The 23,620-nt window shown below is 64.7% G+C and carries 27 protein-coding genes; 12 read left to right on the top strand and 15 right to left on the bottom strand.

Translation table 11 applies throughout. The features are described 5' to 3' along the window. The first annotated feature begins 149 nt into the window (after positions 1 to 149). On the top strand, positions 150 to 998 hold the full coding sequence (locus tag NG900_RS23005; RefSeq protein ID WP_252684088.1) for a BspC domain-containing protein: 849 nt from the start codon (positions 150 to 152) through the stop codon (positions 996 to 998). A gap of 39 nt (positions 999 to 1,037) precedes the next feature. Here NG900_RS23005 and NG900_RS23000 read toward each other — a convergent pair whose 3' ends face one another. After that, complete coding sequence (locus tag NG900_RS23000) at positions 1,038 to 2,180, bottom strand: M14 family metallopeptidase (RefSeq protein WP_252684086.1); 1,143 nt, start codon at positions 2,178 to 2,180, stop codon at positions 1,038 to 1,040. A gap of 14 nt (positions 2,181 to 2,194) precedes the next feature. Further along, entirely contained in the window at positions 2,195 to 2,968 is a 774-nt protein-coding gene (gene yaaA, locus NG900_RS22995) for a peroxide stress protein YaaA (RefSeq protein ID WP_252684084.1), read from the bottom strand. A 37-nt stretch (positions 2,969 to 3,005) separates the two neighbouring features. Between yaaA and NG900_RS22990 the strand changes: the two genes are divergently transcribed. Then, positions 3,006 to 3,509 (top strand): putative toxin-antitoxin system toxin component, PIN family, encoded by a 504-nt coding sequence (locus NG900_RS22990; protein ID WP_252684082.1) that lies wholly within the window; start codon positions 3,006 to 3,008, stop codon positions 3,507 to 3,509. Between the two features lie 18 nt (positions 3,510 to 3,527). Further along, positions 3,528 to 4,718 (top strand): pyridoxal phosphate-dependent aminotransferase, encoded by a 1,191-nt coding sequence (locus tag NG900_RS22985; protein ID WP_252684080.1) that lies wholly within the window; start codon positions 3,528 to 3,530, stop codon positions 4,716 to 4,718. Between the two features lie 15 nt (positions 4,719 to 4,733). Here the strand turns inward: NG900_RS22985 and NG900_RS22980 are convergent, their stop codons facing one another. Next, positions 4,734 to 5,387, bottom strand: coding sequence for a glutathione S-transferase (locus NG900_RS22980; RefSeq protein WP_252684078.1), 654 nt, complete (start codon positions 5,385 to 5,387; stop codon positions 4,734 to 4,736). Between the two features lie 45 nt (positions 5,388 to 5,432). Here NG900_RS22980 and NG900_RS22975 point away from each other — a divergent pair, with 45 nt between their 5' ends. Genes NG900_RS22975 through NG900_RS22960 form a run of 4 tightly spaced genes read left to right on the top strand, consistent with a single transcriptional unit; the run spans position 5,433 to position 9,693 of the window. Further along, the gene (locus NG900_RS22975; protein ID WP_289813949.1) at positions 5,433 to 7,004 is read left to right on the top strand and encodes a 3-hydroxyacyl-CoA dehydrogenase; all 1,572 of its coding nucleotides are present in this window, start codon (positions 5,433 to 5,435) and stop codon (positions 7,002 to 7,004) included. A gap of 36 nt (positions 7,005 to 7,040) precedes the next feature. Beyond that, positions 7,041 to 7,820, top strand: coding sequence for an oxepin-CoA hydrolase, alternative type (locus tag NG900_RS22970; protein ID WP_252684074.1), 780 nt, complete (start codon positions 7,041 to 7,043; stop codon positions 7,818 to 7,820). Positions 7,821 to 7,832: 12 nt separating this feature from the next. Next, positions 7,833 to 8,567 carry a histidine phosphatase family protein gene (locus NG900_RS22965; RefSeq protein WP_252684072.1) on the top strand — a complete coding sequence of 245 codons (735 nt, stop codon included), beginning with the start codon at positions 7,833 to 7,835 and terminating at the stop codon, positions 8,565 to 8,567. A 37-nt stretch (positions 8,568 to 8,604) separates the two neighbouring features. Beyond that, positions 8,605 to 9,693 (top strand): phosphotransferase, encoded by a 1,089-nt coding sequence (locus NG900_RS22960; protein ID WP_252684070.1) that lies wholly within the window; start codon positions 8,605 to 8,607, stop codon positions 9,691 to 9,693. Positions 9,694 to 9,702: 9 nt separating this feature from the next. On the opposite strand, the gene NG900_RS22955 is transcribed toward NG900_RS22960, so the two are convergent. Together NG900_RS22955 and NG900_RS22950 are read right to left on the bottom strand one after the other, a co-directional pair. Further along, positions 9,703 to 10,107 (bottom strand): VOC family protein, encoded by a 405-nt coding sequence (locus NG900_RS22955; protein WP_252684068.1) that lies wholly within the window; start codon positions 10,105 to 10,107, stop codon positions 9,703 to 9,705. Continuing rightward, positions 10,104 to 10,808 carry an SDR family oxidoreductase gene (locus NG900_RS22950; protein WP_252684066.1) on the bottom strand — a complete coding sequence of 235 codons (705 nt, stop codon included), beginning with the start codon at positions 10,806 to 10,808 and terminating at the stop codon, positions 10,104 to 10,106. Before NG900_RS22950 ends, NG900_RS22955 begins: the two co-directional genes overlap by 4 nt. A gap of 118 nt (positions 10,809 to 10,926) precedes the next feature. On the opposite strand from NG900_RS22950, the gene NG900_RS22945 reads away from it, so the two are divergent. Beyond that, a complete protein-coding gene (locus NG900_RS22945; RefSeq protein WP_252684064.1) occupies positions 10,927 to 11,895 on the top strand; it encodes a LysR family transcriptional regulator in 969 nt (322 codons plus the stop codon). Here NG900_RS22945 and NG900_RS22940 read toward each other — a convergent pair. Beyond that, entirely contained in the window at positions 11,823 to 12,770 is a 948-nt protein-coding gene (locus tag NG900_RS22940) for a LysR family transcriptional regulator (RefSeq protein ID WP_252684062.1), read from the bottom strand. The genes NG900_RS22945 and NG900_RS22940 overlap by 73 nt on opposite strands. Positions 12,771 to 12,826: 56 nt before the next feature. Here NG900_RS22940 and NG900_RS22935 point away from each other — a divergent pair, with 56 nt between their 5' ends. The 4 genes from NG900_RS22935 to NG900_RS22920 all read left to right on the top strand — a co-directional run bounded on the left by NG900_RS22935 (position 12,827) and on the right by NG900_RS22920 (position 16,257). Next, positions 12,827 to 13,318 (top strand): PaaI family thioesterase, encoded by a 492-nt coding sequence (locus NG900_RS22935; protein WP_252684060.1) that lies wholly within the window; start codon positions 12,827 to 12,829, stop codon positions 13,316 to 13,318. Between the two features lie 58 nt (positions 13,319 to 13,376). Next, positions 13,377 to 14,639 carry an acyl-CoA dehydrogenase family protein gene (locus NG900_RS22930; protein WP_252684059.1) on the top strand — a complete coding sequence of 421 codons (1,263 nt, stop codon included), beginning with the start codon at positions 13,377 to 13,379 and terminating at the stop codon, positions 14,637 to 14,639. A 147-nt stretch (positions 14,640 to 14,786) separates the two neighbouring features. After that, positions 14,787 to 15,479 (top strand): glutathione S-transferase N-terminal domain-containing protein, encoded by a 693-nt coding sequence (locus tag NG900_RS22925; RefSeq protein WP_252684057.1) that lies wholly within the window; start codon positions 14,787 to 14,789, stop codon positions 15,477 to 15,479. Between the two features lie 118 nt (positions 15,480 to 15,597). Next, positions 15,598 to 16,257 (top strand): methyltransferase family protein, encoded by a 660-nt coding sequence (locus NG900_RS22920; protein WP_252684056.1) that lies wholly within the window; start codon positions 15,598 to 15,600, stop codon positions 16,255 to 16,257. 13 nt (positions 16,258 to 16,270) lie between these two features. On the opposite strand, the gene NG900_RS22915 is transcribed toward NG900_RS22920, so the two are convergent. The 9 genes from NG900_RS22915 to NG900_RS22875 all read right to left on the bottom strand — a co-directional run bounded on the left by NG900_RS22915 (position 16,271) and on the right by NG900_RS22875 (position 23,519). Next, positions 16,271 to 16,579, bottom strand: coding sequence for a hypothetical protein (locus NG900_RS22915; RefSeq protein WP_252684055.1), 309 nt, complete (start codon positions 16,577 to 16,579; stop codon positions 16,271 to 16,273). Between the two features lie 75 nt (positions 16,580 to 16,654). Next, complete coding sequence (ureG, locus tag NG900_RS22910; protein ID WP_252684054.1) at positions 16,655 to 17,275, bottom strand: urease accessory protein UreG; 621 nt, start codon at positions 17,273 to 17,275, stop codon at positions 16,655 to 16,657. Between the two features lie 11 nt (positions 17,276 to 17,286). After that, positions 17,287 to 17,976, bottom strand: a complete 690-nt coding sequence (locus NG900_RS22905) for an urease accessory protein UreF (RefSeq protein ID WP_252684053.1) — start codon at positions 17,974 to 17,976, stop codon at positions 17,287 to 17,289. A gap of 3 nt (positions 17,977 to 17,979) precedes the next feature. Beyond that, positions 17,980 to 18,636: an urease accessory protein UreE gene (gene ureE, locus NG900_RS22900; RefSeq protein ID WP_252684052.1), complete on the bottom strand. Its 657-nt coding sequence runs from the start codon at positions 18,634 to 18,636 to the stop codon at positions 17,980 to 17,982. A gap of 941 nt (positions 18,637 to 19,577) precedes the next feature. After that, positions 19,578 to 21,296, bottom strand: a complete 1,719-nt coding sequence (gene ureC / locus NG900_RS22895) for an urease subunit alpha (RefSeq protein ID WP_252684051.1) — start codon at positions 21,294 to 21,296, stop codon at positions 19,578 to 19,580. Between the two features lie 13 nt (positions 21,297 to 21,309). Then, complete coding sequence (locus tag NG900_RS22890; protein WP_252684050.1) at positions 21,310 to 21,615, bottom strand: urease subunit beta; 306 nt, start codon at positions 21,613 to 21,615, stop codon at positions 21,310 to 21,312. A gap of 17 nt (positions 21,616 to 21,632) precedes the next feature. Beyond that, entirely contained in the window at positions 21,633 to 22,250 is a 618-nt protein-coding gene (locus tag NG900_RS22885; RefSeq protein ID WP_252684049.1) for a HupE/UreJ family protein, read from the bottom strand. Positions 22,251 to 22,274: 24 nt separating this feature from the next. After that, a complete protein-coding gene (gene ureA, locus NG900_RS22880) occupies positions 22,275 to 22,577 on the bottom strand; it encodes an urease subunit gamma (protein WP_252684048.1) in 303 nt (100 codons plus the stop codon). 54 nt (positions 22,578 to 22,631) lie between these two features. Continuing rightward, entirely contained in the window at positions 22,632 to 23,519 is an 888-nt protein-coding gene (locus NG900_RS22875; protein ID WP_252684046.1) for an urease accessory protein UreD, read from the bottom strand. Positions 23,520 to 23,620: the final 101 nt, after the last annotated feature.

Raw genomic sequence — 23,620 nt, 5'->3', positions numbered from 1 at the left:
TGCCGCGTAGTCACCTCGTAACGCGCTGTTACAGCTAAATCGCCGGATGGGCCCCATTGCGGACGCATTGGGGTAACCCGCAGGAACTTTCAGCGTGGGCTTTCCTCTATCATGGCGACTTTCCACGCCGACACCCTGTAACTCTCGTGATGTTGCGACCCAAACTACTCTGTCTCGGCGTCGTCGCTTCGCTGGCCGCCTGCTCCAACCTGCAGACCGAACCGACCGATGCGTCGGCTCTGTCGGCTCAAGCCGCCACCGCGACGCCGAGCACCCCTGCCGCGCAACCCAAGCCGGCCATCCAGCCCATACCGACCACGCCGCCCATCGTCTTCGGCTCGACCGATACCGGTGGCGGCACCACGACGGTCAACCTGCCGCCCAAGGACAAGATGAGCTTGTCCGAATACCGCGCGCAAACCCGTGACCGCCTGATCAAATCCGAGAATGCCCGCCCCGACGTGGCTGACTGCGCCGCGCATGCGAGCTGGATCATTCCGCGTTCCACCAATTTCGATCAGTTCCGCCTGCCAACTGGCGCGCTGTCCAACGATCAGGCCAAGGTCGAACCGTGGGACTCGCGCTTCTCGTCGAGCAAGCAAGGCGCGGTCAAGGTCTCTACCGTGGTCAGCTTCAATGCCGCCGTGCACAAGCGCGGCACGGGCAGCGATCAGTGGGAACCGGTCAAGATCCGCTGCGGTTATGACGAAGGCATGATGCTCGCGTACGAGCTGCTCGATGCCAACGGCCAGCCGTTCGCCGCACCGGCCGTTGCGCCGTCGTCAACGGCAACCCGCACGCACTGCCGCCGCGGCCATCGCTGCACAACCAGCGCGGCTGCGCACGGCAAGAGCACGGCCAAGGGCAAGGCCTCGACGAAGTCCACGGGCAAGTCTGCCAAGAGCAGCAGCACGGCCAAGGCGAAGTCGACAACGGCGGGCAAAACCACCGCCAAGTCGACGACCAAAAAGACGACGAAGAAGTCGTCTTCCAACTAAACGCAGCGCGCCGCCTGGATGGGCGGCGCTGCGTTGTCTTCAGCCGAGATATTCCAGGATCGCCTGCAGCATGGCCGCACCCAATGCGGCACTGCGGGCGCCGTCCCAGCCCACGCGTGCGTCGGGCAGGTCGGCGTTGTCCTTGAACGGCATTTCCAGCGTCAACGACAGGCAGCCATAAGTGTGGCCGATGTACTTCGAGGCGAGCTTGAGTGCGTCTTCGTTGTACTTGCTGGCCTCGTAGCCGTATTGCGTCTGGAAGTCTGGCGAGGCGCGCAGGAAGGCCGCCACAAAGCGATCCTGGTCCGCGCGCTGCGCATCGGTAAAGCCTGGCAGCATCTCGCTGCCGGCCACGAACACGTAGGGCAGTACCTCGTCGCCGTGGATGTCGAAGAACAGATCGACGCCGGTCTGCTCGATGGCCTGGCGCACGCATAGCACTTCGGGGCTGCGCCGGGCATCGGGCTCCATCCACTCGCGGTTCAGGTTGGCGCCGGCAGCGTTGGTGCGCAGGTTGCCGAGCGACGAACCATCCGGGTTCATGTTCGGGACGATGTGGAAGACGGCGCGCTCGGCGAGCACGCGGCCAATCGGATCACCGCTCCACACGCCCTGACGCGTCAAGCGCGCGAGCAGGCCTTCTACAAACCACTCGGCCATCGTCTCGCCGGGATGCTGGCGCGCGATGATCCACACGTTCTTCTTGCCGGGGCCGGGTTCACCAACGGTGATGCTCGTCATGTCGCGACCCTGCACGGTTTGCCCCAAGCGCTGCGTGCGCACGCCGGGCCGGGTCTGCGCGGCGGCCACCAGCGAGAGGTGGCGCTCGTCCGAATACGGTTCGAAGTACGCAAACCAGATGCTGTCGTGCTCGGGCGTCACCTCGATGGTCATGGTCTTGCCGTCATAGCGCGTTGGCACGCGGAACCAGTGTTCGCGGTCGTACGAGGCGACGGCCTGGTAGTCCTTCCAGCCAGCGGCGTAGGTGCATTCGCCCGCGTTTTCGAGGGCCAGCGTGCACGCCTGCCCCTGCACGCCTTGCAGGCGGAAGTGGAACCATTGCGTGAAGTCCGCATGCGTGTCGCGGCGGATGCGCAGGCGGATGGCATCCGCGCGTGCGGCATCGACGATCTCGATGGCACCGCTGTCGAACGCGCTGGAGATGTGCGGTTGGGAAGTCATTTCGAATCCTGTCATCAGATGAGCTTGCGGCGGAAGACCCAGCGCTCGTCGTCGGAATCGGCCGCGTCAAATGCATAGCCGTCGACATCGAACGCCTTGAGCTTGCGCGGATCGGTGATTCGGTGCTCGATCGCGTAGCGCGCCATCAGGCCACGCGCGCGTTTGGCATAGAACGAGATGATCTTGTACTGGCCGCTCTTCCAATCCTCGAAGATGGGCGTGACGATGCGTGCCTTGAGCACTTTCGGCCGCACCACCTTGAAATACTCTTCCGACGCGAGGTTGACGAGCACGGGGTCATCGCTTTGCTTGAAGAGCTTGTTGAGCGCAAGCGTCACCTCGTCGCCCCAGAAGGCGTAGAGGTCCTTGCCGTGCGGGTTGGCCAGGCGCGTGCCCATTTCCAGGCGGTACGGCTGCATCCAATCGAGCGGGCGCAGCACGCCGTACAGGCCCGACAGAATGCGCAAGTGCTTCTGCGCGAATTGCAGATCGTCCGCCGACAGCGAATTGGCATCGAGCCCGCCATAGACATCGCCATCGAAGGCCAGCGCGGCCTGCTTGCTGTTCCCGGCGGTGAATTCGGTGGACCAGTCCCCGTAGCGGGTGACATTGAGCACCGCCAGCGGGTCGGAAATCTTCATCAGCGTGCCGATCTGGGCCGGCGACAGCTTGCGAAGCACTTCAATGAGTTCTCCGGAGCGCGCGATGAAATCGGGCAGCGTGTGGGTCTTGATGCGCGGCGGGGTGTCGTAGTCGAGCGACTTGGCCGGCGAGAGGACGATGATCATGTCAGAATCGCGGTTCACAAGTCTGGAATTGTATCGAATGGCAGACGCTGCTGCCCCGGCCCCATTCCCAGCGCCACGCGTGGTGCTGGACTCCAACATCTGGGTCGACATCCTGATCTTCGATGATGCCGTTGCGCGCCCGATCCGCGCCGCGCTGGAAGCCGGCCGGCTGGACGCCATCATCAGCCCCGCGTGCCGCGAAGAGCTGCGCCGCGTGCTCGACTATCCGCAGTTCGCGCACTACGCCGTCGATGCACAAGCGGCGCTGGCCTGGGTCGATCGCGTGACCCGCTCGGTCGCCGATCCGGAAGACGCGGCCCGCGCGCAAGGCGAAACCTTCGTCCCCCGCTGCAAGGATCGCGACGACCAGAAATTCCTGGCGCTGGCCGACGCCGCCGACGTTGCCTATCTCGTCTCCAAAGACAAGGCCGTGCTCAAGCTCAAGCGCCGCATGGCCAAATATTGCGACGTGGCGGTGCTGCCGCCCAAGCAGTTTGTCGCGCTGGTCCAATTGGAGAGCGCTCCCCTCGTTCAAGCCTGAACCCCGTTTCGTATTGCCATGACCACCGCTGCCGCAACCGTCTCCGCTGAACCGCTCGCGCCCATCGCTCCGCCGCCTTCGCGGCTGCCGAATGTCGGCACCACCATCTTCACCGTGATGTCCGCGCTGGCCGTGGAGAAGCAGGCCGTCAACCTCGGCCAGGGCTTTCCGGATTTCGACTGCGACCCGCGCATCGTCGATGCGGTGTCCGACGCCATGCGTGCCGGCCTGAACCAATATCCGCCGATGGCCGGCGTGCCGGCGTTGCGCCAGGCCATCGCCGCAAAGGTCGCGAGCTTGTACGGTCACACGTACGATGCCGACCGCGAGATCACCATCACCGCCGGCGCCACGCAGGCCCTGCTGACCACCGTGCTGAGCAGCGTGCATCCCGGCGACGAAGTGATCGTGTTCGAGCCGACGTACGACAGCTACATCCCGTCGATCGAACTGGCCGGCGGCAAGGTCGTGCCGATCACGCTGAACGCGCCGGACTTCCGCATCCCATTCGATGCGCTGGCTGCCGCCATCACGCCGCGCACGCGCCTGATCATGCTCAACACGCCGCACAACCCGACCGGCACGGTCTGGCATGCGGATGACATGCAGAAGCTGGCCGAGATCCTTGCACCGACCAACGTGCTGCTGCTCTCCGACGAGGTGTACGAGCACATGGTGTACGACGGCGTGCCGCACGCGTCCGTAGCGCGCATTCCGGAGCTGGCGCGGCGCGCCTTCGTGGTGTCGAGCTTCGGCAAGACGTATCACGTGACAGGCTGGAAGGTCGGCTACGTGGCCGCGCCTGCAGCGCTCACGGCGGAGTTCCGCAAGGTGCACCAGTTCAACGTGTTTACCGTCAACACGCCGGTGCAACATGGGCTGGCGAACTACATGGCCGACCCACGGCCGTATCTGGACCTCTCGGCGTTCTACCAGCACAAGCGTGATCTGTTCCGCGCGGGGCTGGAGAAGACGCGCTTCAAGCTGCTGCCCTGCCAGGGCACGTACTTCCAGTGCGTGGACTACAGCGCCATCTCCGACCTACCCGAGGCGGAGTTCGCCAAGTGGCTGACGAGCGAGATCGGCGTGGCAGCGATCCCCGTGTCGGCGTTCTATTCGCAGCCGCATGAGTCCGGCGTGGTGCGCTTCTGCTTCGCCAAGAAAGACGAAACGCTCCAACTTGCGCTGGAGCGTTTGTCGAAGGTGTGAAACAGCAACCGGCGATCAGCGCTTGCTGGCGTAATGCGCCAGCATCTGCTCCAGGTTCGCCTTGCTGTCTGCGCGCACCTTCTGCACGTTGGGGTTCTCAGCCATTTTGGCGAGATACGGCTTCACGCCCTCGACCTGCGCCAGCAGGTCTTCTCCGTAGATGATCTTGGTGGCCTGGCTGACGAGCGGGAAGTGCACGATGGCCGCGCAGTCCGCAATCGTGAACGTATCCCCCGCCACGTACGGCGCGAACTTGAACAGCTTGGCCGCCGCCGGGATGTTCTTCTGCAACTGCTCGCGCACCTTGACCTTCAGGTTGTCGCTGACCTTGCCGCCAAAAAACGCCTCGGGAAACAGCTGACGCGCCACCAATTCCAGGTGCAGCTCCAGGAAGGTCACGATCTCGCGCACCTTGGCGGCCTGGAACGGGTCAGCCGGAACCAGCGGATGTTCCGGGTAGCGCGCCTCCAGATAGTCCATGATCACCTGCGATTCGCACATGCCGCGATCGCCATCCGTCAGATACGGCACCTTGTGCAGCGGCGAGATCTCGCCGTCGGTCTGGTCAGGCCAGCGCAGCGATTCTTCGAACGGAAGCCCCTTCTCCAGTAGCGCGAGCTTGACCTTGTTGTAGTAGTTGCTCGCGGAAAAACCGTATAGCGTCAGCATGAACCCATCTCCTTGGTTGAGGGCAGCTTGTTATGGTTGGCGCGGATGCCAGAAATCGCACGCTCGTGCTATTTTAGCCAGACTTCTTTCGATCGCAGCGGATTTCATATGCAGACTATCGGGATTGTAGGGACCGGCGCCATGGGGCGCGGTATTGCACAGATCGCGGCCCAGGCGGGCCTGCGCGTCAAGCTGTTCGACGCCAACCCGCAAGCCGTGGAAGCGGCGCGTACCGCACTGGCCGACACGCTCGCCAAGCTGGCCGCCAAGGGCAAGCTCACAGCGGATGAAGCCGACGCCACAATTGCACGCCTGCTTCCCGCAGGCGCTCTCACTGACCTGGCTGACTGCGATCTCGTGGTCGAAGCCATCGTCGAGAAGCTGGAGGTCAAGCGCGATCTCTTCCGCCAGCTCGAAGACATCATCCGCGCCGATACGATCCTGGCGTCGAATACGTCGTCGCTGTCGATTACCGCCATTGCCGCGACCTGTAAGCACCCCGAGCGCGTAGCTGGCTTCCATTTCTTCAACCCGGTGCCGCTGATGAAGGTGGTCGAGGTGATCGATGGCCTACGCAGCGCACCGGCCACCGGCGATGCCCTGGCCGCACTGGCCAAGCGCATGGGCCACACCGCCGTGCGCTGCATCGACATGCCGGGGTTCATCGTCAACCACGCCGGGCGCGGCATGAACACCGAAGGCTTGCGCGTGGCGCAGGAAAGCGTGGCCAGCTTTGCCGACATCGACGCCATCATGCGCGAGCAGGCGGGCTTCCGCATGGGCCCGTTCGAGTTGATGGATCTGACGGGGCTCGATGTTTCCCACCCGGTGATGGAATCGGTCTACCGCCAGTTCTACGACGAGCCGCGCTACCGCCCCTCGCAGATCACGGCGGTGCGCTTTGCCGGCGGCATCCTGGGCCGCAAGACCGGTGAAGGCTTCTATCGCTACCCGGAGGGCCAGAAGCAAGTGCCAGCTGAAGCGCCGGTGCCCAACGCGCGTCCATCGTCCGTGTGGATCAGCCGCGCGCACGAGGCAGGTCATGCCGCCGCACAACGCCTGATGCTCGACCTGGGCATCATGCCCGAAGCCGGTTCCAAACCCTCCGCCGATGCGCTGATCATCGTCACGCCGCGCGGGCTGGATGCCACTGCGTGCGTGGCTGCAGAAGGACTGGATGCGCGCCGCACCGTGGCGCTCGACACGCTCTATCCGTTTGCCGCCACCAAGCGCCGCACGCTGATGACCACGCCCGGCACCGACCCGGCCTACCGCGACGCCGCGCACGGCCTGCTGGCTTCCGACGGCGTGCCGGTGACGGTGATCCGCGATTCGGGTGGCTTTGTGGCGCAGCGCATCGTCGCGTGCATCGTCAACATCGCGTGCGACATCGCACAACAGCGCATTGCCACACCGACCGACATCGACCTCGCCGTCACGCTGGGCCTGGGCTATCCGAAGGGGCCGCTGGCACTGGGCGATACGCTGGGCGCCAACGCCGTGCTTGAAGTGCTGCAGAACCTCACAACCCTCTATGGCGACCCGCGTTATCGCCCGAGCCCGTGGCTGTTGCGCCGTGCCCGTCTCGGCATGTCGTTGCTGGCTCCCGATGCCTGACGCCTGATCGCCCCACTCCACTCTGACGAGGCCGCCATGACCGCGCAATTGCTTTCTCAACGCATCGGCTCGACGCTGGTGCTCACGCTGTCCAACCCCGACGCACGCAACGCGCTGGACCCGGTGATGTACACCGCGTCGATGGAAGCCCTGGACCGCGCCTCCAACGACAACGAGATCCGTGCCGTCATCTTCACCGGTGCGGGCAGCGCCTTCTGCGCGGGCGGCAACCTGAACCGCCTGCTGGAAAACCGCAGCAAGCCCAAGAGCGTGCAGGAACAGAGCATCGACGCGCTCAACCACTGGATCGAGACGATCCGCACCTTCCCCAAGCCGGTGATTGCGGCAGTGGAAGGGCCGGCGGCGGGCGCGGGCTTCTCGCTGGTGCTGGCGTGCGACTTTGCGATCGCCGCATCGGACGCGAAATTCGTCATGGCGTATGCAAACGTCGCGCTCACGCCAGACGGCGGCGGCTCGTGGCACATCGCACGCTTCCTGCCGCGCCCGCTGGCCAGCGAAATCATCATGCTCGGCCGGCCGGTCGGTGCAGAGCGTCTGGCGCACTTCGGCCTCGTCAACGAAGTCGTCAAACCCGGCGAGGCGCTGGACCACGCATTGGTGCTGGCGGAAAAACTCGCAGCGCAATCGCCGCATGCGGTGAGTCGCATCAAGGGCCTGATCACCCACGCGGAAGACGCGTCGCTACACAATCACCTGCAGGCCGAACAGCACAGCTTTGTCGAAGCGCTGCACCACGCCGATGGCAACGAAGGCATCTCGGCCTTCCTGCAAAAGCGCAAACCTCAATACCGCTGATTGCAGGCACACATGGTTCCCTTTCCGACACCCAAGCGCCGGCGCGTCTACCTCATGCGCCACGGCGCCGTAACTTACTTCGACGAAACCGGCCGCCCCGTTCCCTCGCCCGAGAACGTACCGCTCAACGAACTCGGCCGCAGCCAGACCACCGCTGCGGGCAAGATCTTCGCCGCCGAGAACATCGTCTTCGATCGCGTGATCGTCAGCGGTCTGCCGCGCACGGTAGAGACGGCACAGCGCGTGCTGGCCGAGATGCCGGCGATGCAGGAGCGTGGCTTCACGCTGGAGCACTGGCCAGAGCTGCAAGAAATTCGCGGCGGCAAGCTGGCGGAGATTCCCGAGCATGAACTCGCGCAAGCCTTTATCGGTGCATTTGAGGGCACGGTGCGCGAAGACCGCCGCTTCCTGAACGGCGAGAGCATCGGCGAATTCCTCGACCGCGTGATTCCGACCATTGCGCGCCTGCGCGCCCTGCCCGACTGGGACACCGTGCTGCTGGTGCTGCACGGCGGCACCAATCGCGCGATCCTCTCGCACGCCATCACCGGCGGCGAGCGCGTGTTCTTTGGCAGCCTCGCGCAAACCGCCGGCTGCATCAACGTGCTCGACGTGGGTGACGCGCCAACCGACTGGGTGCTGCGCATGAGCAATTTCTCGCCGCCCTCGCCCACGCATCTCGGCTCACGGCTGACGACGATGGAGGTGCTGTTGCAAGAGTACTTACGCCATCGCCAACCGACCTGAACCTTCCTCGACACACAACAAGATCCGGAGACACACCATGGCACAGACGGAGCAGCAGGATTTCTCGGCCTTTGAAGGCACGCGGCCGGTGGCAGAACAGCAAAAGTTCGACGTCGGCGCGCTGGAGGCGTGGATGCGCGAACACGTGGAGGACTTTGCCGGCCCGCTTACTGTCGAGCAGTTCAAGGGCGGCCAGTCGAACCCGACGTTCAAGCTGATCACGCCCTCGCGCACGTACGTGATGCGCGCCAAGCCGGGCCCGAAGGCAAAGCTGCTGCCGTCTGCGCACGCCATCGAACGCGAGTACCGCGTGATGGATGCACTCGCCAAGACCGACGTGCCGGTCGCAAAAATGTACGCGCTGTGCGAAGACGAAGCCGTGATCGGCCGCGCCTTCTACATCATGGAGTTCGTGCAGGGTCGCGTGCTGTGGGACCAGGCGCTGCCCGGCATGGCGCCCGCCGAGCGCATCGCCATCTACGACGAGATGAACCGCGTCATCTCCGCGCTGCACACGGTGGATTACGCCGCCATCGGCCTGGCCGACTACGGCAAGCCCGGCAACTACTTCGCCCGCCAGATCGAGCGCTGGAGCAAGCAGTACAAGCTGTCGGAAACCGAGTCGATTCCGGCGATGGACAGTCTGATCGAATGGCTGCCCAAGCACGTGCCGCAAGAGGCGGAAGAGATCACCAGCATCGTCCACGGCGACTACCGGCTCGACAACCTGATCTTCCATCCGACCGAGCCGCGCGTGCTGGCCATCCTCGACTGGGAACTGTCGACGCTCGGCCATCCGCTGGCCGACTTCAGCTACCACTGCATGAGCTGGCACATCGAGCCGGGGCAATTCCGTGGCGTGGCTGGGCTGGACTTCGAGGCGCTGGGTATTCCCACCGAAGCCGAATACATCCGCCAGTACAAGGAGCGCACCGGCCGCCGCATCACCGGCGACTGGAACTTCTATCTCGCCTACAACATGTTCCGCATTGCCGGCATCCTGCAGGGGATCATGAAGCGCGTGGTGGATGGCACTGCGTCTTCCGCACAGGCGCTTGAGGCTGGCAAGCGCGCCCGCCCGATGGCCGAGCTGGGCTGGAAATACGCCCAGCGCGCCGGCGCCTGACGCAGCCGCTTATTGATACTCGCGCGCCGCTTCCAGCGGACCGGACAGCGGCGCCTCCAACTCCAGCACCACCCCGCCCGGCAACTGCACGAAGATCTGTGCGGCAGGCCGCGCGGGGTGTTTTCTTACCTGGTGCGGAATCCCGCTTTCACGCACGGCAGCCAGCACGTCCGCCGCATCCTTCTTCGTGCGGAACGCGATGTGCGAGAACACCAGCTCCGGCGTATCGCCCTCCTGCGTCACCAGATGCACCAGCGCGTCGTTGTTCTGATACAGCCACGTGCCGGGAAACGGAAACGCCGGGCGCGGCCCCGGGTTCCAGCCGAGCACATCGGCGAAAAACTTGAGAATGGGCGCGTCCCCCGTTACGTGAAAGTTCACGTGGTCGAATGTCCAGTCTTCGTCGGCTGTCATAGCAACCCGCCTCCGTCGATGTCGATGATGGCGCCGGTCATGAAACCGTTGGTCATGGCCAGCAGATAACCCTGCGCGAGGTCTTCCGGCGTGCCGACGCGGCCCACCGGCAATCCGGCGCCGATGCGCGCAAGCATGGCCTGCCGATCTTCCGGCGCGCCCCACACTTCCGTATCGACCACGCCGGGGCTGACCACGTTGACGCGACGCGGCGCCAGCTCCTTCGCGAGGTTCTTGCCCGCCGACTCCACCGCCGCGTTGATGGACGCACGCAGCAGACCCGTCGCGGTCGGTTTGCGCGAAAGCAAGCCCGACGTGAGCGTGATCGACGCCCGTTCCGCCAGATGCGGCAACGCCGCCTGCACCGCCATCAGCGCGGCAAACAGCTTGGTGCCGAAGCCCTGCTCCAGATCGCCGCGTTGGAGCGAGGCAAACGGCGGCGGGCTCGCGCGCGAGCCGATGGTGATGACGAGGTGGTCGATCTTGCCGGTGCCTGCGGCTCGCGCGAATGCGCCGGCCAGTGATGCCGTGTCATTTGCGTCAACGGCGATCCCATCGATATCGCCCTCCGCCTTGGCCGAGCGCCCCAGTACCGTCACACGGGCACCTGCGGCGGCCCCGGCACGTGCCACCGCCTGCCCAATGCCCGCCGTGCCGCCCAACACCACCACCGCCTGGTCCTGCAACGTCTTGAAAGTCATGCCAACGCTCCTTGAGAAGAAGAAAGAGAAACCGTCCATCGATTGGGGCCATTCTTTCATCAAACAAAAGCAAGATAATCTGGCTATGCTTTGATGATTCTCCAAATCTGCTTTGACAATGATCGCCCTCGACGACCTCCGCCTGCTGGTGCGCATTGCTGACGCCGGCAACCTCTCCGCCGCTGCCCGGCAGCTTGGCTGGCTGCCTGCAACCGCCAGTGCCGCGCTCAAGCGTGTGGAAACCGAACTGGGTGCGCGCCTGTTCGAGCGCACCACGCGCAGCATGCGGCCCACCGAAGCCGGCCAGCGTTATCTAGGGTATGCGAGACAGGCGCTCGAAGCGCTGGACGAAGGCGCGGAAAGCCTCGGCCAGGACCGTACCGAGCTGTCCGGCCCGATCCGCATTGCCGCCACATCAGACCTGGGGCGGCACATCCTACGCCCGTGGCTCGATGCCTTCTGCGATACGCACCCCGGCGTGCGCGTCACCCTGGTGCTGGGCGACCGGCTGGCGGACCTGATGCGCGAAGACCTCGATTTCGCGCTGCGCTACGGGCACCTGCAGGATTCGGCGCTGGTGCGGCGGCCGCTGGCGTCCCACCCGCGCGTGATCGTGGGCGCGCCGTCGTACTTCAAGCAGCATGGCCGCCCCGCGCACCCGAGCGATCTGGCCGACCACCGCTGCCTGATCCTCTTGCGCAACGGCGAGCCCGTCACGCGCTGGCAGCTCACGCATGCAAGCGGCCCCGCCCCCATCGACGTGCGCGGCGACTTCCAATGCGATGACGGCGCCGTCGTGCGCGACTGGGCTGTCGCCGGACGCGGGCTCGCATTCAAGTCGTGGCTGGATGTGGCGCAAGACGTGTACGCCGGCCGGCTGGAAGTAGCCCTGCACGCCTGGAGCCACGCGCCCACGCCGCTGCAGCTCGTGAGCCTTGCGCGGCGCCATCGCCCGGCACGGCTGACGGCCTGTGCGGACTTTCTCGCCGCGCGTTTTGCAGAATTCAGCGCGCGCTATCCGTTCCCGTCCGCGAAGGCGGCTGCGGCCTCATCCAAGGCCACCTCGGCCATCGCCGCGAATATGTGATCGCGCAACCAGCGGCTGGCGGCATCCTGGTCGCTGTTGGCATGCCAGTACAGGTAGAGCTCCAGCGCCGGCACCTTGAACGGCACCGGCAGCATGACGTTGCCATACGGCTCGTTGGCAATGCGCGCATAGCGCACCGGCAGCGTGACAAGCCAGTCGGTGCAGCTCACAACGCGGCAGGCCGCCGCGTAATGCTGGCAGCGCAGGCGCACCCGGCGCTCGCGCCCCAGCCGGCGCAACTCCACATCCTCCAGCCCCGCCCCGCGCCGCCTTGACGACACCTGCACGTGCTCGCAGGCCAGGTAGCGATCCAGCGTGAGCGGCCCCTGAGTGAGCGGGTGCCCTGGGCGCGCCAGCACCACCATCGGGTCGGCCAGGATCGGCGCATGGCGGATGGCCGTCGACGCCGGCAACAGAATGTCCGCCGCCGCGTCGATGCCGCCAGCCAGCAACTCGGCTTCGAGCTGGCGGCGGTCGCCTCGCACCGTGGTGACGTCAATACGCGGCGCTTCCTTGGCGATGGCGGCCATCAGGGGCGGCAGCAGCGTCGCTTCCAACGCGTCGCGCATCGAAATCGTGAAGCGGCGTTCACTCGTGGCCGGGTCAAAGCGCGTGCCCTCCCGCAACGTGCGCTCAAAGCCCTGCAGCGCCGTGCGCACTTCGGCAATCAGCGTGCGGGCCAGCGGGGTCGGCACCATGCCCTGCCCGCGCCGCTCGAACAGCGGGTCGTCGAACAACTCACGCAGGCGCCCCAATGCATGGCTGACAGCCGGTTGCGTCAGATTCAGCGTGCGCGCGGCCGCCGTGATCCCGCCTTCCGTGTAAATGGCATCGAAGACCACGAACAGATTCAGATCGACCCGGGATATATGCATCGCATTGATGAACGACAATCCAGTAAATTCATTTCTCTTATTGTAGGCGAAGGCTTATGCTGCGTGCATTGATGTGTGTTCTGCCACGTGCCATGACCACAGCGACCCACCCTAGCGCGCCCGCCGGCTTTGACCGGCTGAATAAACCGAGCCCCTTCCTCACCATGCTGGGGCCCGTGTATGCGCGTGGGATGGGGCCATCGATGGTGATGGGTTTTCACGTGGGGCACCACCACCTGAACCGGCGCGGCATGCTGCACGGCGGTGTGGTGGCATCGCTGGCGGACGCGGCGCTGGGCTACTGCCTGGCCGACCCTGCCAGCGGCGACAGCAACGAAGGCGTGCTCGCCATGTCCACCGCCAGCCTCACCGTGGATTTCATCGCCTCGGCGGCGCAAGGCGACTGGATCGAGATCACCCCGGAAGGATTGCGCACCGGCAGCAAGCTGGCCTTTGCGCAGGCCCTGTTCCACCGCGGCGACCGGCTGATTGCCCGCGCCAGTGCCGTGTTTGCGGTGCTCGGCGGTCGCATCGCCGGACCGGTCTGACATTGATTGATTGTGATTGCGCGTTCAAGACGCTTGTTCGATGTACTGAGGAGACCCCATGAATTTCGACTACACGCCCAAGGTCAAGGAAATGCAGGCTCGCCTGCTCGAATTCTTCGACCAGCACATCTACCCGAACGAGCAGCGCTTCCACGAAGAAGTTGAAGCCAACCGCCGTGCGGGCAATGCCTGGATTCCGACCAAGGTCATCGAAGAACTCAAGCCGCTGGCACGCAAGGCCGGGCTGTGGAACCTGTTCCTGCCGCGCTCGCCACGCGCCCCGGAAGGCCTGTCGAACCTGGAATACGCCCCGCTGTGCGAGATCATGGGCCGCGTGCCCTGGGCGCCCGAAGTGTTCAACTGCTCCGCGCCCGACACCGGCAACATGGAAACGCTGGAGCGCTACGCCTCCGAAGCCCTGAAAGACAAATGGCTCGAACCGCTGCTGCGTGGCGAGATCCGCTCGGCCTTCCTGATGACCGAACCGGCCGTGGCCTCGTCTGACGCCACCAACATCGAATGCCGCATCGAGCGCCAAGGCGATGAGTACGTCATCAACGGCCGCAAGTGGTGGTCGTCGGGCGCCGGCGACCCGCGCTGCGCCGTGTACATCGTCATGGGCAAGACCAACCCGGATGCAGGCCGCCACGAGCAGCAATCGATGATCGTGGTGCCGGCCGATGCGCCGGGCATCACCGTCATGCGTCCGCTGACGGTGTTCGGCTACGACGATGCACCGCACGGCCACATGGAAGTTGACCTCAAGAACGTGCGCGTGCCGGTGGGCAACATCCTGCTGGGCGAAGGCCGCGGCTTCGAAATCGCGCAGGGCCGCCTTGGCCCGGGCCGTATCCACCACTGCATGCGCAGCATCGGCGTGGCTGAGCGCGCGCTGGAACTGATGTGCAAGCGCCTGTCGTCGCGCATCGCCTTCGGCAAGGCCATCGCGCAGCACAGCGTGTGGCACGAGCGCATTGCCGAAGCGCGCTGCATGATCGAACAGGCCCGTCTGCTCACGCTCAAGGCCGCGTACATGATGGACACCGTCGGCAACAAGGTCGCCAAGGCCGAGATTGCGATGATCAAGGTCGTGGCCCCGAACATCGCGTGCCAGATCGTCGACTGGGCGATCCAGGCGCACGGCGGCGGCGGCGTGTCGGGCGACTTCCCGCTGGCCTCGGCTTATGCGCACCAGCGCACGCTGCGCCTGGCCGACGGCCCGGACGAAGTGCACCGCGCCGCCATCGCCAAGCTGGAGCTGGCCAAGCACCTGCACAAGCTCGGCGACGTGGCTGACATGCCGGTTACGCGCGGCGCCTGATCGTCCGCACGGTTTTTACCGTTCACTCCTTAATCCCCGCAGCAAGCGGGGATTTTTTTTGCCCGTGGGCGCCGTCTGCGCGCTTTGGCGTTCTGTGCTTGAATGACCGGCTATCTCTCCCCCCTCTCGTTCAGGAGCACGCAAGTCATGATCGACGTCTATAGCTGGGCCACGCCCAACGGGCACAAGGTGCACATCATGCTGGAGGAATGCGGGCTGCCTTACCGCGTCCACGGCATCAACATCGGCGCCGGTGACCAGTTCAAACCCGATTTCCTCAAGATCAGCCCGAACAACAAGATCCCGGCCATCGTCGATCAGGATGGCCCGGACGGCAAACCCATCTCGCTGTTCGAATCGGGCGCGATCCTGCTGTATCTGGCCGGCAAGACGGGCAAGTTCCTGCCCGACGATGTGCGCGGCAAGTACGAAGTGCTGCAGTGGCTGATGTTCCAGATGGGCGGCGTCGGCCCGATGCTCGGCCAGACGCACCACTTCCGCCTCTACGCGCCGGAGAAGATCGAGTACGCGATCAATCGCTACACCAACGAGGCCAAGCGTCTGTATGGCGTGATCGACAAGCGCCTGTCGGAATCGAAATACCTGGGTGGCCCCGAATACTCCATCGCCGACATCGCCACATGGCCGTGGCTGCGCAACTGGAAGGGCCAGGGGATCGAGCTGTCGGACTACCCGAAGCTGCAGCGCTGGTTTGAAGCCATTGAAGAACGCCCCGCCGTACAGCGCGCCGTGAAAGTACTGGCCAAGGAACGCCCCGCCGTGCAGGATGACAAGGCGAAGGAGATCCTGTTCGGTGCGACGCAGTACGAGCGCCGCTGATTACCGCACGACTCTGGGAAAACAGGCCGCGTGATGCGGCCTTTTCTTTTGGCAGCCGTCAATGCGTGCGACGTTCTGGCCGCCTACACTGGCCTCACACCAGTTCTTGCGGAATGCCATGGCAGCGTCTCCCAAGCTCGGCCTCGCGGCCATCGTTTCCGTAGCGGGTTATCTTGGCCTGGCTGCCTTCGGCTGGGGCGGTGTGGGGTTGCTGCTTGCGCATCCTGCTCGAGTCGCGCTTGTGGTGGTGACGGTGCTGCTGACCATCGCGGCGCTGTTTGCGGGCGGCAACCTCAGCGCAGGGGAACGCGAAGACCGATCCAACCGGTGGGTGCTGCCGGTGTTCGGCGTGATCGGGTTGGCAAGCGCGTGGCTGCCGGCGTACACCGATCGGCATGACCTTTGGTGCATCGATGGTGATGCGGTGCGGTGGTTGGGCGTGGCGCTCTACGCAGCAGGCGGGGCGCTGCGGTTGTGGCCGGTGTACGTGCTGGGCAATCGATTCAGCGGACTGGTGGCGATTCAACCCGGCCATACGCTCGTGACCAGCGGCATCTATCGGCATGTGCGCAACCCGAGCTACCTGGGGTTGCTGGTGACCACATTGGGGTGGGGGCTAGGTTTCCGCGCACTGGCCGGCGTGGTTCTTACGCTGCTGCTCATTCCCCCGCTGGTGGCTCGCATGCACGCCGAAGAAGCCCTGCTGCACTCGCAGTTTGGCGCGGAGTACGACGCGTACCGCGCCCGGACCTGGCGCCTGATTCCCTGGCTGTATTAGATCAGCTTCGCGCTCACCCTTGCCCGCCTAAAGCGAAGCACTGCACATCCGGTGCCGTATAGGGCGTTGGATACGGCGCCCTCGGCCCCACCTCCAACCGCATCGGTTGTAACGCCAGCACCTCGGCTTCATTGCGCTCGCGCGTGGTGAGTGCCGGACCCGGCGGGTTGGGTGGCACCAGCGGCTGGTTGATGGCGCAACGCACCGGTTTGCCGTCGTGCAGCCGCACATCCATGGTGTAAGACGGCCCAGCCACCAGCGGTGTACACGCCGCGGCACTCCACCCCAGTCCCGTCAGCACGATCCAAAGACGCGAGCCCATACGGCACCTCCGATTTTGCGCACGCCACAGCCGATTTGACACGCCGTGTCATCGCGAGTGCCGACGTCGCGCGCCTCAGGCGGCCAGCATCCCCTGCTTCTCAATGAAGCGGACCACCGCATCCAACCCGCCCTGCGCCCGCAGGTTGCACATCACAAACGGGCGATCGCCACGCATCTTGCGCGTGTCGCTCTCCATCACCTCCAGATTGGCGCCGACATACGGCGCGAGGTCCGTCTTGTTGATGATGAGCAGATCCGACTTGGTGATGCCCGGCCCACCCTTGCGCGGAATCTTTTCCCCGCCCGCCACGTCGATCACGTAGATGGTCAGGTCAGACAGCTCGGGGCTGAACGTGGCCGCGAGGTTGTCGCCGCCCGATTCAATGAACACGACATCGGCATCCGGAAACTTGGCGAGCATGCGGTCGACCGCTTCGAGGTTGATCGACGCATCTTCGCGGATGGCGGTGTGCGGGCAGCCGCCCGTCTCCACACCCATGATGCGCTCGGCCGGCAACGCACCGGAGATGGTGAGCAGGCGCTGGTCTTCCTTGGTGTAGATGTCGTTGGTGATCGCCACGAGGTCGTAGCGCTCGCGCATGGCCTTGCAGAGCATCTCCAGCAGCGTCGTCTTGCCGGAGCCCACCGGGCCGCCCACGCCAACACGCAGGGCAGGAAGTTTCTTGGTACGCATGATGATCAGGTTCAGGATCGAAAGAGTCTTGAGTATTGCGTTTCATGCCGGGCCGACAGCACGCCCAGCCCCGGCGAAAACGTCGAAAGTTCGGGCGGATGGCACGCCGCGCGGCGCGTGGCTTCATCCACTGCGCGAGCGACCGCCGGATGCAGCCCGAAGAGAATGCGCTGCCCCGCGGCCTGCCCGAGCGGCACAGCCTTCACCGCCGCGGCCATCTGGTTTTCCACCCACGCAAAGCAGTACGCCGTCACGCCATCGTGCGGATCAACGTTCAGTGCTGCCGCCGCTGCCGCAAACGCAGTCGGAAACGTCACTGATGCACGCGCGGCCAGCGCGGCACGCAAGGCGTCGTCGCCCCACCCCATCTGCTGGATGAGGCGATTGAGCGACCAGCCCATCTGCGAGGTTTCCAGCCGCAGCTCGCGCGTTTCGCGTGTGGCGAGAAACCACGCATCGCGCTCGGCCACGGCATCGAAACGGCCAGCCTGCCAGTCGGCAAATTGCAGCAGCCACAACGGCGCCTCGCACGCGGCGAGCACGTCGAGGCCTTCGGCAATCCACGTCGCAGCCGACGCTTCATCCGTCACATGCCGCACATCCACCGCCGCCTCCAGCCCCTGTGAATAGCTGAACGCGCCCACCGGCAATGCGGGGGATGCGAGGTGCAGCAAGGCGGTCAGTTGCGTGATGCTGGCCATGGGCTAGTCATGGTGATGATGGTGATGGCCGCAGCCAGGGCCGTGTACATGACCGTGGTCGTGGCTGTGGTCATGGGAATGGCTGTGCCCATGATCATGCGCGTGGCTGTGGCCGTGGTCATGCGAGTGGCCGTGATCGTGGCCGTGGTGCTCGTTGAACAACGCCTGTGCTGCAGCGTAGTCCTCTTCGAACGTCGCATCATGGCCGTGGCGATGGCCACCGCCGTAGGCGCCGGCTTCGGGCTCGAACGGCGCTTCCACATGGGCGACGGTCACGCCCAGGCGTACGAGCATGTCTTCGAGCACCGGGTCGGCTTCGAGCTGCAATGCATCGGCGCTGACCTGTACCGGTGTGTGGCGATTGCCGAGGTGGTAGGCCGCGCGCATGAGGGCAAGGCGGTTGTCGCTGGTCACGCGCAGCACCTGCTCGGGCGCGGCCTGGACTTCAATCAGCGTGCCGTCTTCTGCGACGAGCACGTCGCCGCCGCGCATGACGGTGCCGCGTGGCAGCACCACGGCCACTTCGCGGCCATCGTCGAGCGTGGCGCGCAGGCGGCTGCGGCTGCGCTCCAGAAACAGCAGCACAAGCTTGGGCGCGCGCTTGACCAGCACGGTGGCCAGGCCGTGCGGCGCGGGCAAGTGTTTATCGATTGAAAGCATCTTCTGTATCCAATTTGCCGAAGGTTGAGGCTCTGAGCCCCATGTTTGCACCTGATAGGGCCATCGTTGAGCCTCTGACTGGCATCGTTGACTCTCAAACATTCGACGGTGAGTCTCTGAGGTTCATTGTTGCACCTAATTGGGGCATCGATGGACCTCAGACCCTCATTGATGCGCCTTTAGCCCGCACTGTTGAGCCTTAGACGCTCGGCGTTGACTCTCTGTTGGTCATCAATGGCTCTCAAAGACTCAATGTTGCGTCTTTCACTGTCATTGATGGACCTCGAACATTCAACGTTGAGCCTCTGACTGTCATTGATGGACCTTGGAGATTCAACGTTGAGCCTTTGAGGTCCGACTTCCGATGCGGCAGTGCATCCCCTGTTTCATCCCCTGCCGGGGCTGACTCACTTTCTTTGTCTTGCCAAAGAAAGTAAGCAAAGAAAGGCGCGCCCGAGATGGCGAAAGATTCCTTGAATTTCTGTCGCAGAGAGGGGAAGGGAAAAACTCGCTTCGCTCAAACAGTTTCCCTTCCTTTTTCCTCTCTGCAACAGAAATTCAAGGCGCCATCTAGGGCAAGGGCAAAGCACACCCTCTCTTGCCTGCGCACCACTCCGTCCTGCTTGCGCACGGCGCCACATCTCAACTCGGCGCCCACCTTTGTGCCTCGTCGGTTTGGCCTTTGACGTTCCTGCCCTTGATGGCGCCTTGAATTTTCGTAAGCGGGCGGAAAAAAGACGGGAAACTGTCTGAGCGCAGCGAGTTTTTCCCGTCTCCGCCCGGTTACGAAAATTCAAGGAGGGGGGTCGCCATCTCGGGCGCGCCTTTCTTTTGCTTACTTTTCTTTGGCAAGACAAAGAAAAGTGAGTCGGCCCCGGCAGGGGACGATACGAGGGATGGACCAACAACAAAAAAACCAAAGCCCATCCCAACCCACGCAACTAAAACAAGAAATACCGCTGCGCCATCGGCAACACCTCAGCCGGCTCACAAGTCAACACAGTCCCGTCGGCCACCACTTGGTACGTCTCAGGATCGACGCTGATATCCGGCTGCCAGTCGTTATGAATCATGTCCGCCTTGCTGACAGTACGCGTGCCCCGAACCACGGCGGTGGTCTTAGCCAACCCATACTGCTCCGCCACCCCAGCAGCAGCCGCCGACTGCGACAAGAACGTCAACGACGTCCGCCCCAGCGCCCCACCCGCCGACCCAAACATCGGCCGATAGTGCACCGGCTGCGGCGTCGGGATCGATGCATTCGCATCCCCCATCGCAGCGGAGGCAATCATCCCGCCCTTCAAGATCAAGCTCGGCTTCACACCAAAGAACGCCGGCTTCCACAGCACCAAGTCCGCCCACTTGCCGACTTCGACAGAGCCCACCTCATGCGCAATACCGTGCGTCAGCGCCGGGTTGATCGTGTACTTCGCCACATAGCGCTTCACGCGGAAGTTGTCATGCCCGCCACGCGCATCATTCGGATCCCCGGCCAGCTTGCCGCGCTGCACCTTCATCTTGTGCGCGGTCTGCCAGGTGCGCAGCACGACTTCGCCCACGCGGCCCATGGCCTGCGAGTCGCTGGAGATCATCGAGAACGCGCCCAGGTCATGCAGAATGTCTTCCGCAGCAATCGTCTCGCGGCGGATGCGGCTCTCGGCAAAGGCGATGTCTTCGGCGATGGATGCATCGAGGTGGTGACACACCATCAGCATGTCGAGGTGCTCGTCCAGCGTGTTGACGGTGAACGGCCGCGTCGGATTCGTCGACGACGGCAGCACGTTCGACTCACCGCACACACGGATGATGTCGGGCGCATGCCCACCGCCCGCGCCTTCGGTGTGATACGTGTGGATCGTGCGGCCCTTGAATGCCGCGACGGTCGCTTCGACAAAGCCCGACTCGTTCAACGTATCAGTGTGGATGGCGACCTGCGTGTCGGTGTCGTCGGCCACGCTTAAGGCACAGTCGATGGCGGCAGGCGTGGAGCCCCAGTCTTCGTGCAGCTTCAGGCCAATGGCGCCCGCATCCACCTGCTCGCGCAGCGCGCCCGGCAGGCTGCCGTTGCCCTTGCCGAGGAAGCCGATGTTCATCGGGTACGCATCGGCAGCCTGCAGCATGCGCTGCATGTACCACGGGCCTGACGTGCAGGTGGTGGCGTACGTGCCGGTAGCCGGCCCGGTGCCTCCGCCGATCATCGTCGTCACGCCGCTGTTAAGCGCCTCGTCAATCTGCTGCGGGCAGATGAAGTGGATGTGCGTGTCGACACCGCCCGCCGTGACGATCATGCCCTCGCCCGCGATGATCTCGGTGCCGGGGCCGATGACGATGGTCACGCCGGGCTGGATGTCCGGGTTGCCCGCCTTGCCGATCGCCGCAATGCGGCCGTTCTTCAAACCGATGTCGGCCTTGACGATGCCCCAGTGGTCGATGATCAGCGCGTTGGTGATGACGGTGTCGGCACAGTCTTTCGACTCACGCTGGCTCTGGCCCATGCCGTCGCGGATGACCTTGCCGCCGCCGAATTTCACCTCTTCACCGTAGATGGTGAAGTCGCGTTCGACTTCGACGATGAGGTCGGTGTCGGCCAGGCGGATGCGGTCGCCGGTGGTGGGGCCGAACATTTCCGCATAGGCGCGGCGGTTGATTTTCAATGTCATGTCCGTGCCTCGTTCAGAGCTTGCCCATCACACGTCCGGCAAAGCCGTAGACCACGCGGTCGCCGGCCAGCGCCACGAGTTCGACCGTGCGCTCCTGCCCCGGCTCGAAGCGCACGGCGGTGCCGGCGGCAATGTTGAGCCGGTAGCCGCGCGTGGCCTCGCGGTCAAAGTGCAGCGCATCGTTGACTTCATAGAAGTGGTAGTGCGAGCCGATCTGCACGGGGCGGTCGCCGGTGTTGGCTACCGTGACCGTCAGCGTGGCGCGGCCCACATTCAATTCGAGGTCGCCGTCTTGCGGGATGAGTTCGCCGGGGATCATGGTTGCGCTCCTCGCGCTCAGATGGCCGCAGCCAGCAGGCCGGCGCCGTACAGCGCCACGCCCACACCCGACAGACGTGCCAGCCACGCCAGACGCGGCTTGAGCGCAAAGCCCGCGCCGATGCCGGCGGTATGCAGCAGCGCCGTCGCCACGGCAAAGCCGCCGACGAAGTACGGGAACATGGCCTGCGCGCCTGCGGGGAATTCCGTGCCGTGCGCATAGCCGTGGAACAGGGCAAACCCACCGCACAGCAGCGCGCCGGCCCACGTCGGCAGTTGCGCGCGTGCGGCGATCAGCAGGCCGAACACCAGCAGCGACGCGGCAATCATCGGCTCGGCCATCGGCAGCGCCATGCCGCCCGCGCCCAGCAGCGCACCCATCACCATCAGCGCGACGAAGGCGACTGGCGCCCACAGCGCGTCACGCACCGTGCGCGAGGCGAGCGCGCTCCACACGCCGACGGCCACCATGGCCAGCAGGTGGTCGGCCCCCGTGAGCGGATGCAGGAAACCGGCCAGCAGGCTGCCCTCCGCCGTATGACCGGCATGCCCCGGATGGGCGAAGGCGATGGATGCGCCAAACGTGAACGCAATGGCCGCAGCGGGCCGGACGATGCGAGATAGGAGTTGGGTCATGGCTGGACTCTTCATAGAAGGCGTTCAAACAATCGGATGGTGGACGGTGACAAGCTTGGTGCCGTCCGGGAAGGTCGCTTCGACCTGGATGTCGGGGATCATCTCGGCCACGCCGTCCATCACGTCGTCGCGCGTGAGGAGCGTGGTGCCGTAGTGCATGAGTTCGGCCACCGTGCGGCCATCGCGCGCACCTTCCATGATGGCGGCGCTGATGAAGGCGACGGCTTCCGGGTAGTTGAGCTTGAGGCCGCGGCCCTTGCGGCGCTCGGCCAGCAAGGCAGCGGTGAAGATCAGCAGCTTGTCTTTTTCGCGCGGGGTCAGTTCCACGAGGGGCTCTCTTCGGTGAGGGTCTAGGTTAAGCAGCGTGCAGTTACGTTGCCATCATGTCGCCCACAAACGCAGCGGACGGCCCGCTACGCCGTGCATCGGTTCGCGCAATGCAAGCCATGTCTGCGACAGCAACGCGCGCGCATCTTCGGGCCGGCGCGCGAGCACGCGCAGCAACAAAACGTTTGGTAAGCCGGGCACATCTTGCGTGAGACAGGTCACGCCGGCACGCAGGGTGTCGTTGTACGGCAGGTGTTCGGCCATCGCTTCAGCCACGGCTTCGGTAGCACCCTCGCCCACGGCCCACAGCGTGCCGACGACGTGGAAGCCAGCCATGCCCGTCGTCGCGCCCAGCATGGGTGACTGCGCATCGAACGCGGCGGACTCGATCCACAGCGGCTGGCCGTTGCTGCGCAGTTCCGTGCGCATGGCGATGCGGCCTTCTGCCCACGATTCACCGGCAGCGTGCCGGCCGAGCATGGTGGTATCCCAGCCGATGGCGGTGGCGCCAGGGGCTATGTCCAGCGCCAGGTCGATGACGGGGCACGCCTGGTTGAAGACGATGTTCTCCTGCGGCAGCCAATCGAGCCGCGCGCCCGCGTCCACACGGATGGCGACGCGCTGCGTGGCCGTACGGCCGAGCGACTTGTACCACTTGGTCGCACCCGGCGTGGTCAGCACAGCGTGCGCGTCGGCACCGAGTTCGATGTCGATGTCGAGCACATCGCCGCCGGCAATGCCTGCGGGCGGATGCAGCATGACGACGTGGCACACGCCCTCGCCTTCCGGATACAGCGCCTTCTGCACGCGCAGCGGCCCCTGATGCCGGCATGTGGCCAGCACCGTACGTTCACCGCGCCGCGCAAACGCCAAGCGCAGTGACGCTTCCCAGGATGCGAATGCGCTGGCCTGTGGCGGGACGGGAAAATCGGGATGGCGCATCGGTCATGCAATCAGGGGAGTCTTCAATTGAACGTGTGTGCACGTTTCATGGAAGAAACCGCCCTAAGCAAACGAAAAGGTTGTCCATCATAGCCAGATGC

This window comes from Ralstonia soli, from assembly GCF_023955655.1.
GTDB classification, from domain to species: domain Bacteria; phylum Pseudomonadota; class Gammaproteobacteria; order Burkholderiales; family Burkholderiaceae; genus Ralstonia; species Ralstonia soli.
Note: the sequence above shows the minus strand (reverse complement) of the source record. Positions and strands in the feature narration are given on the sequence as shown.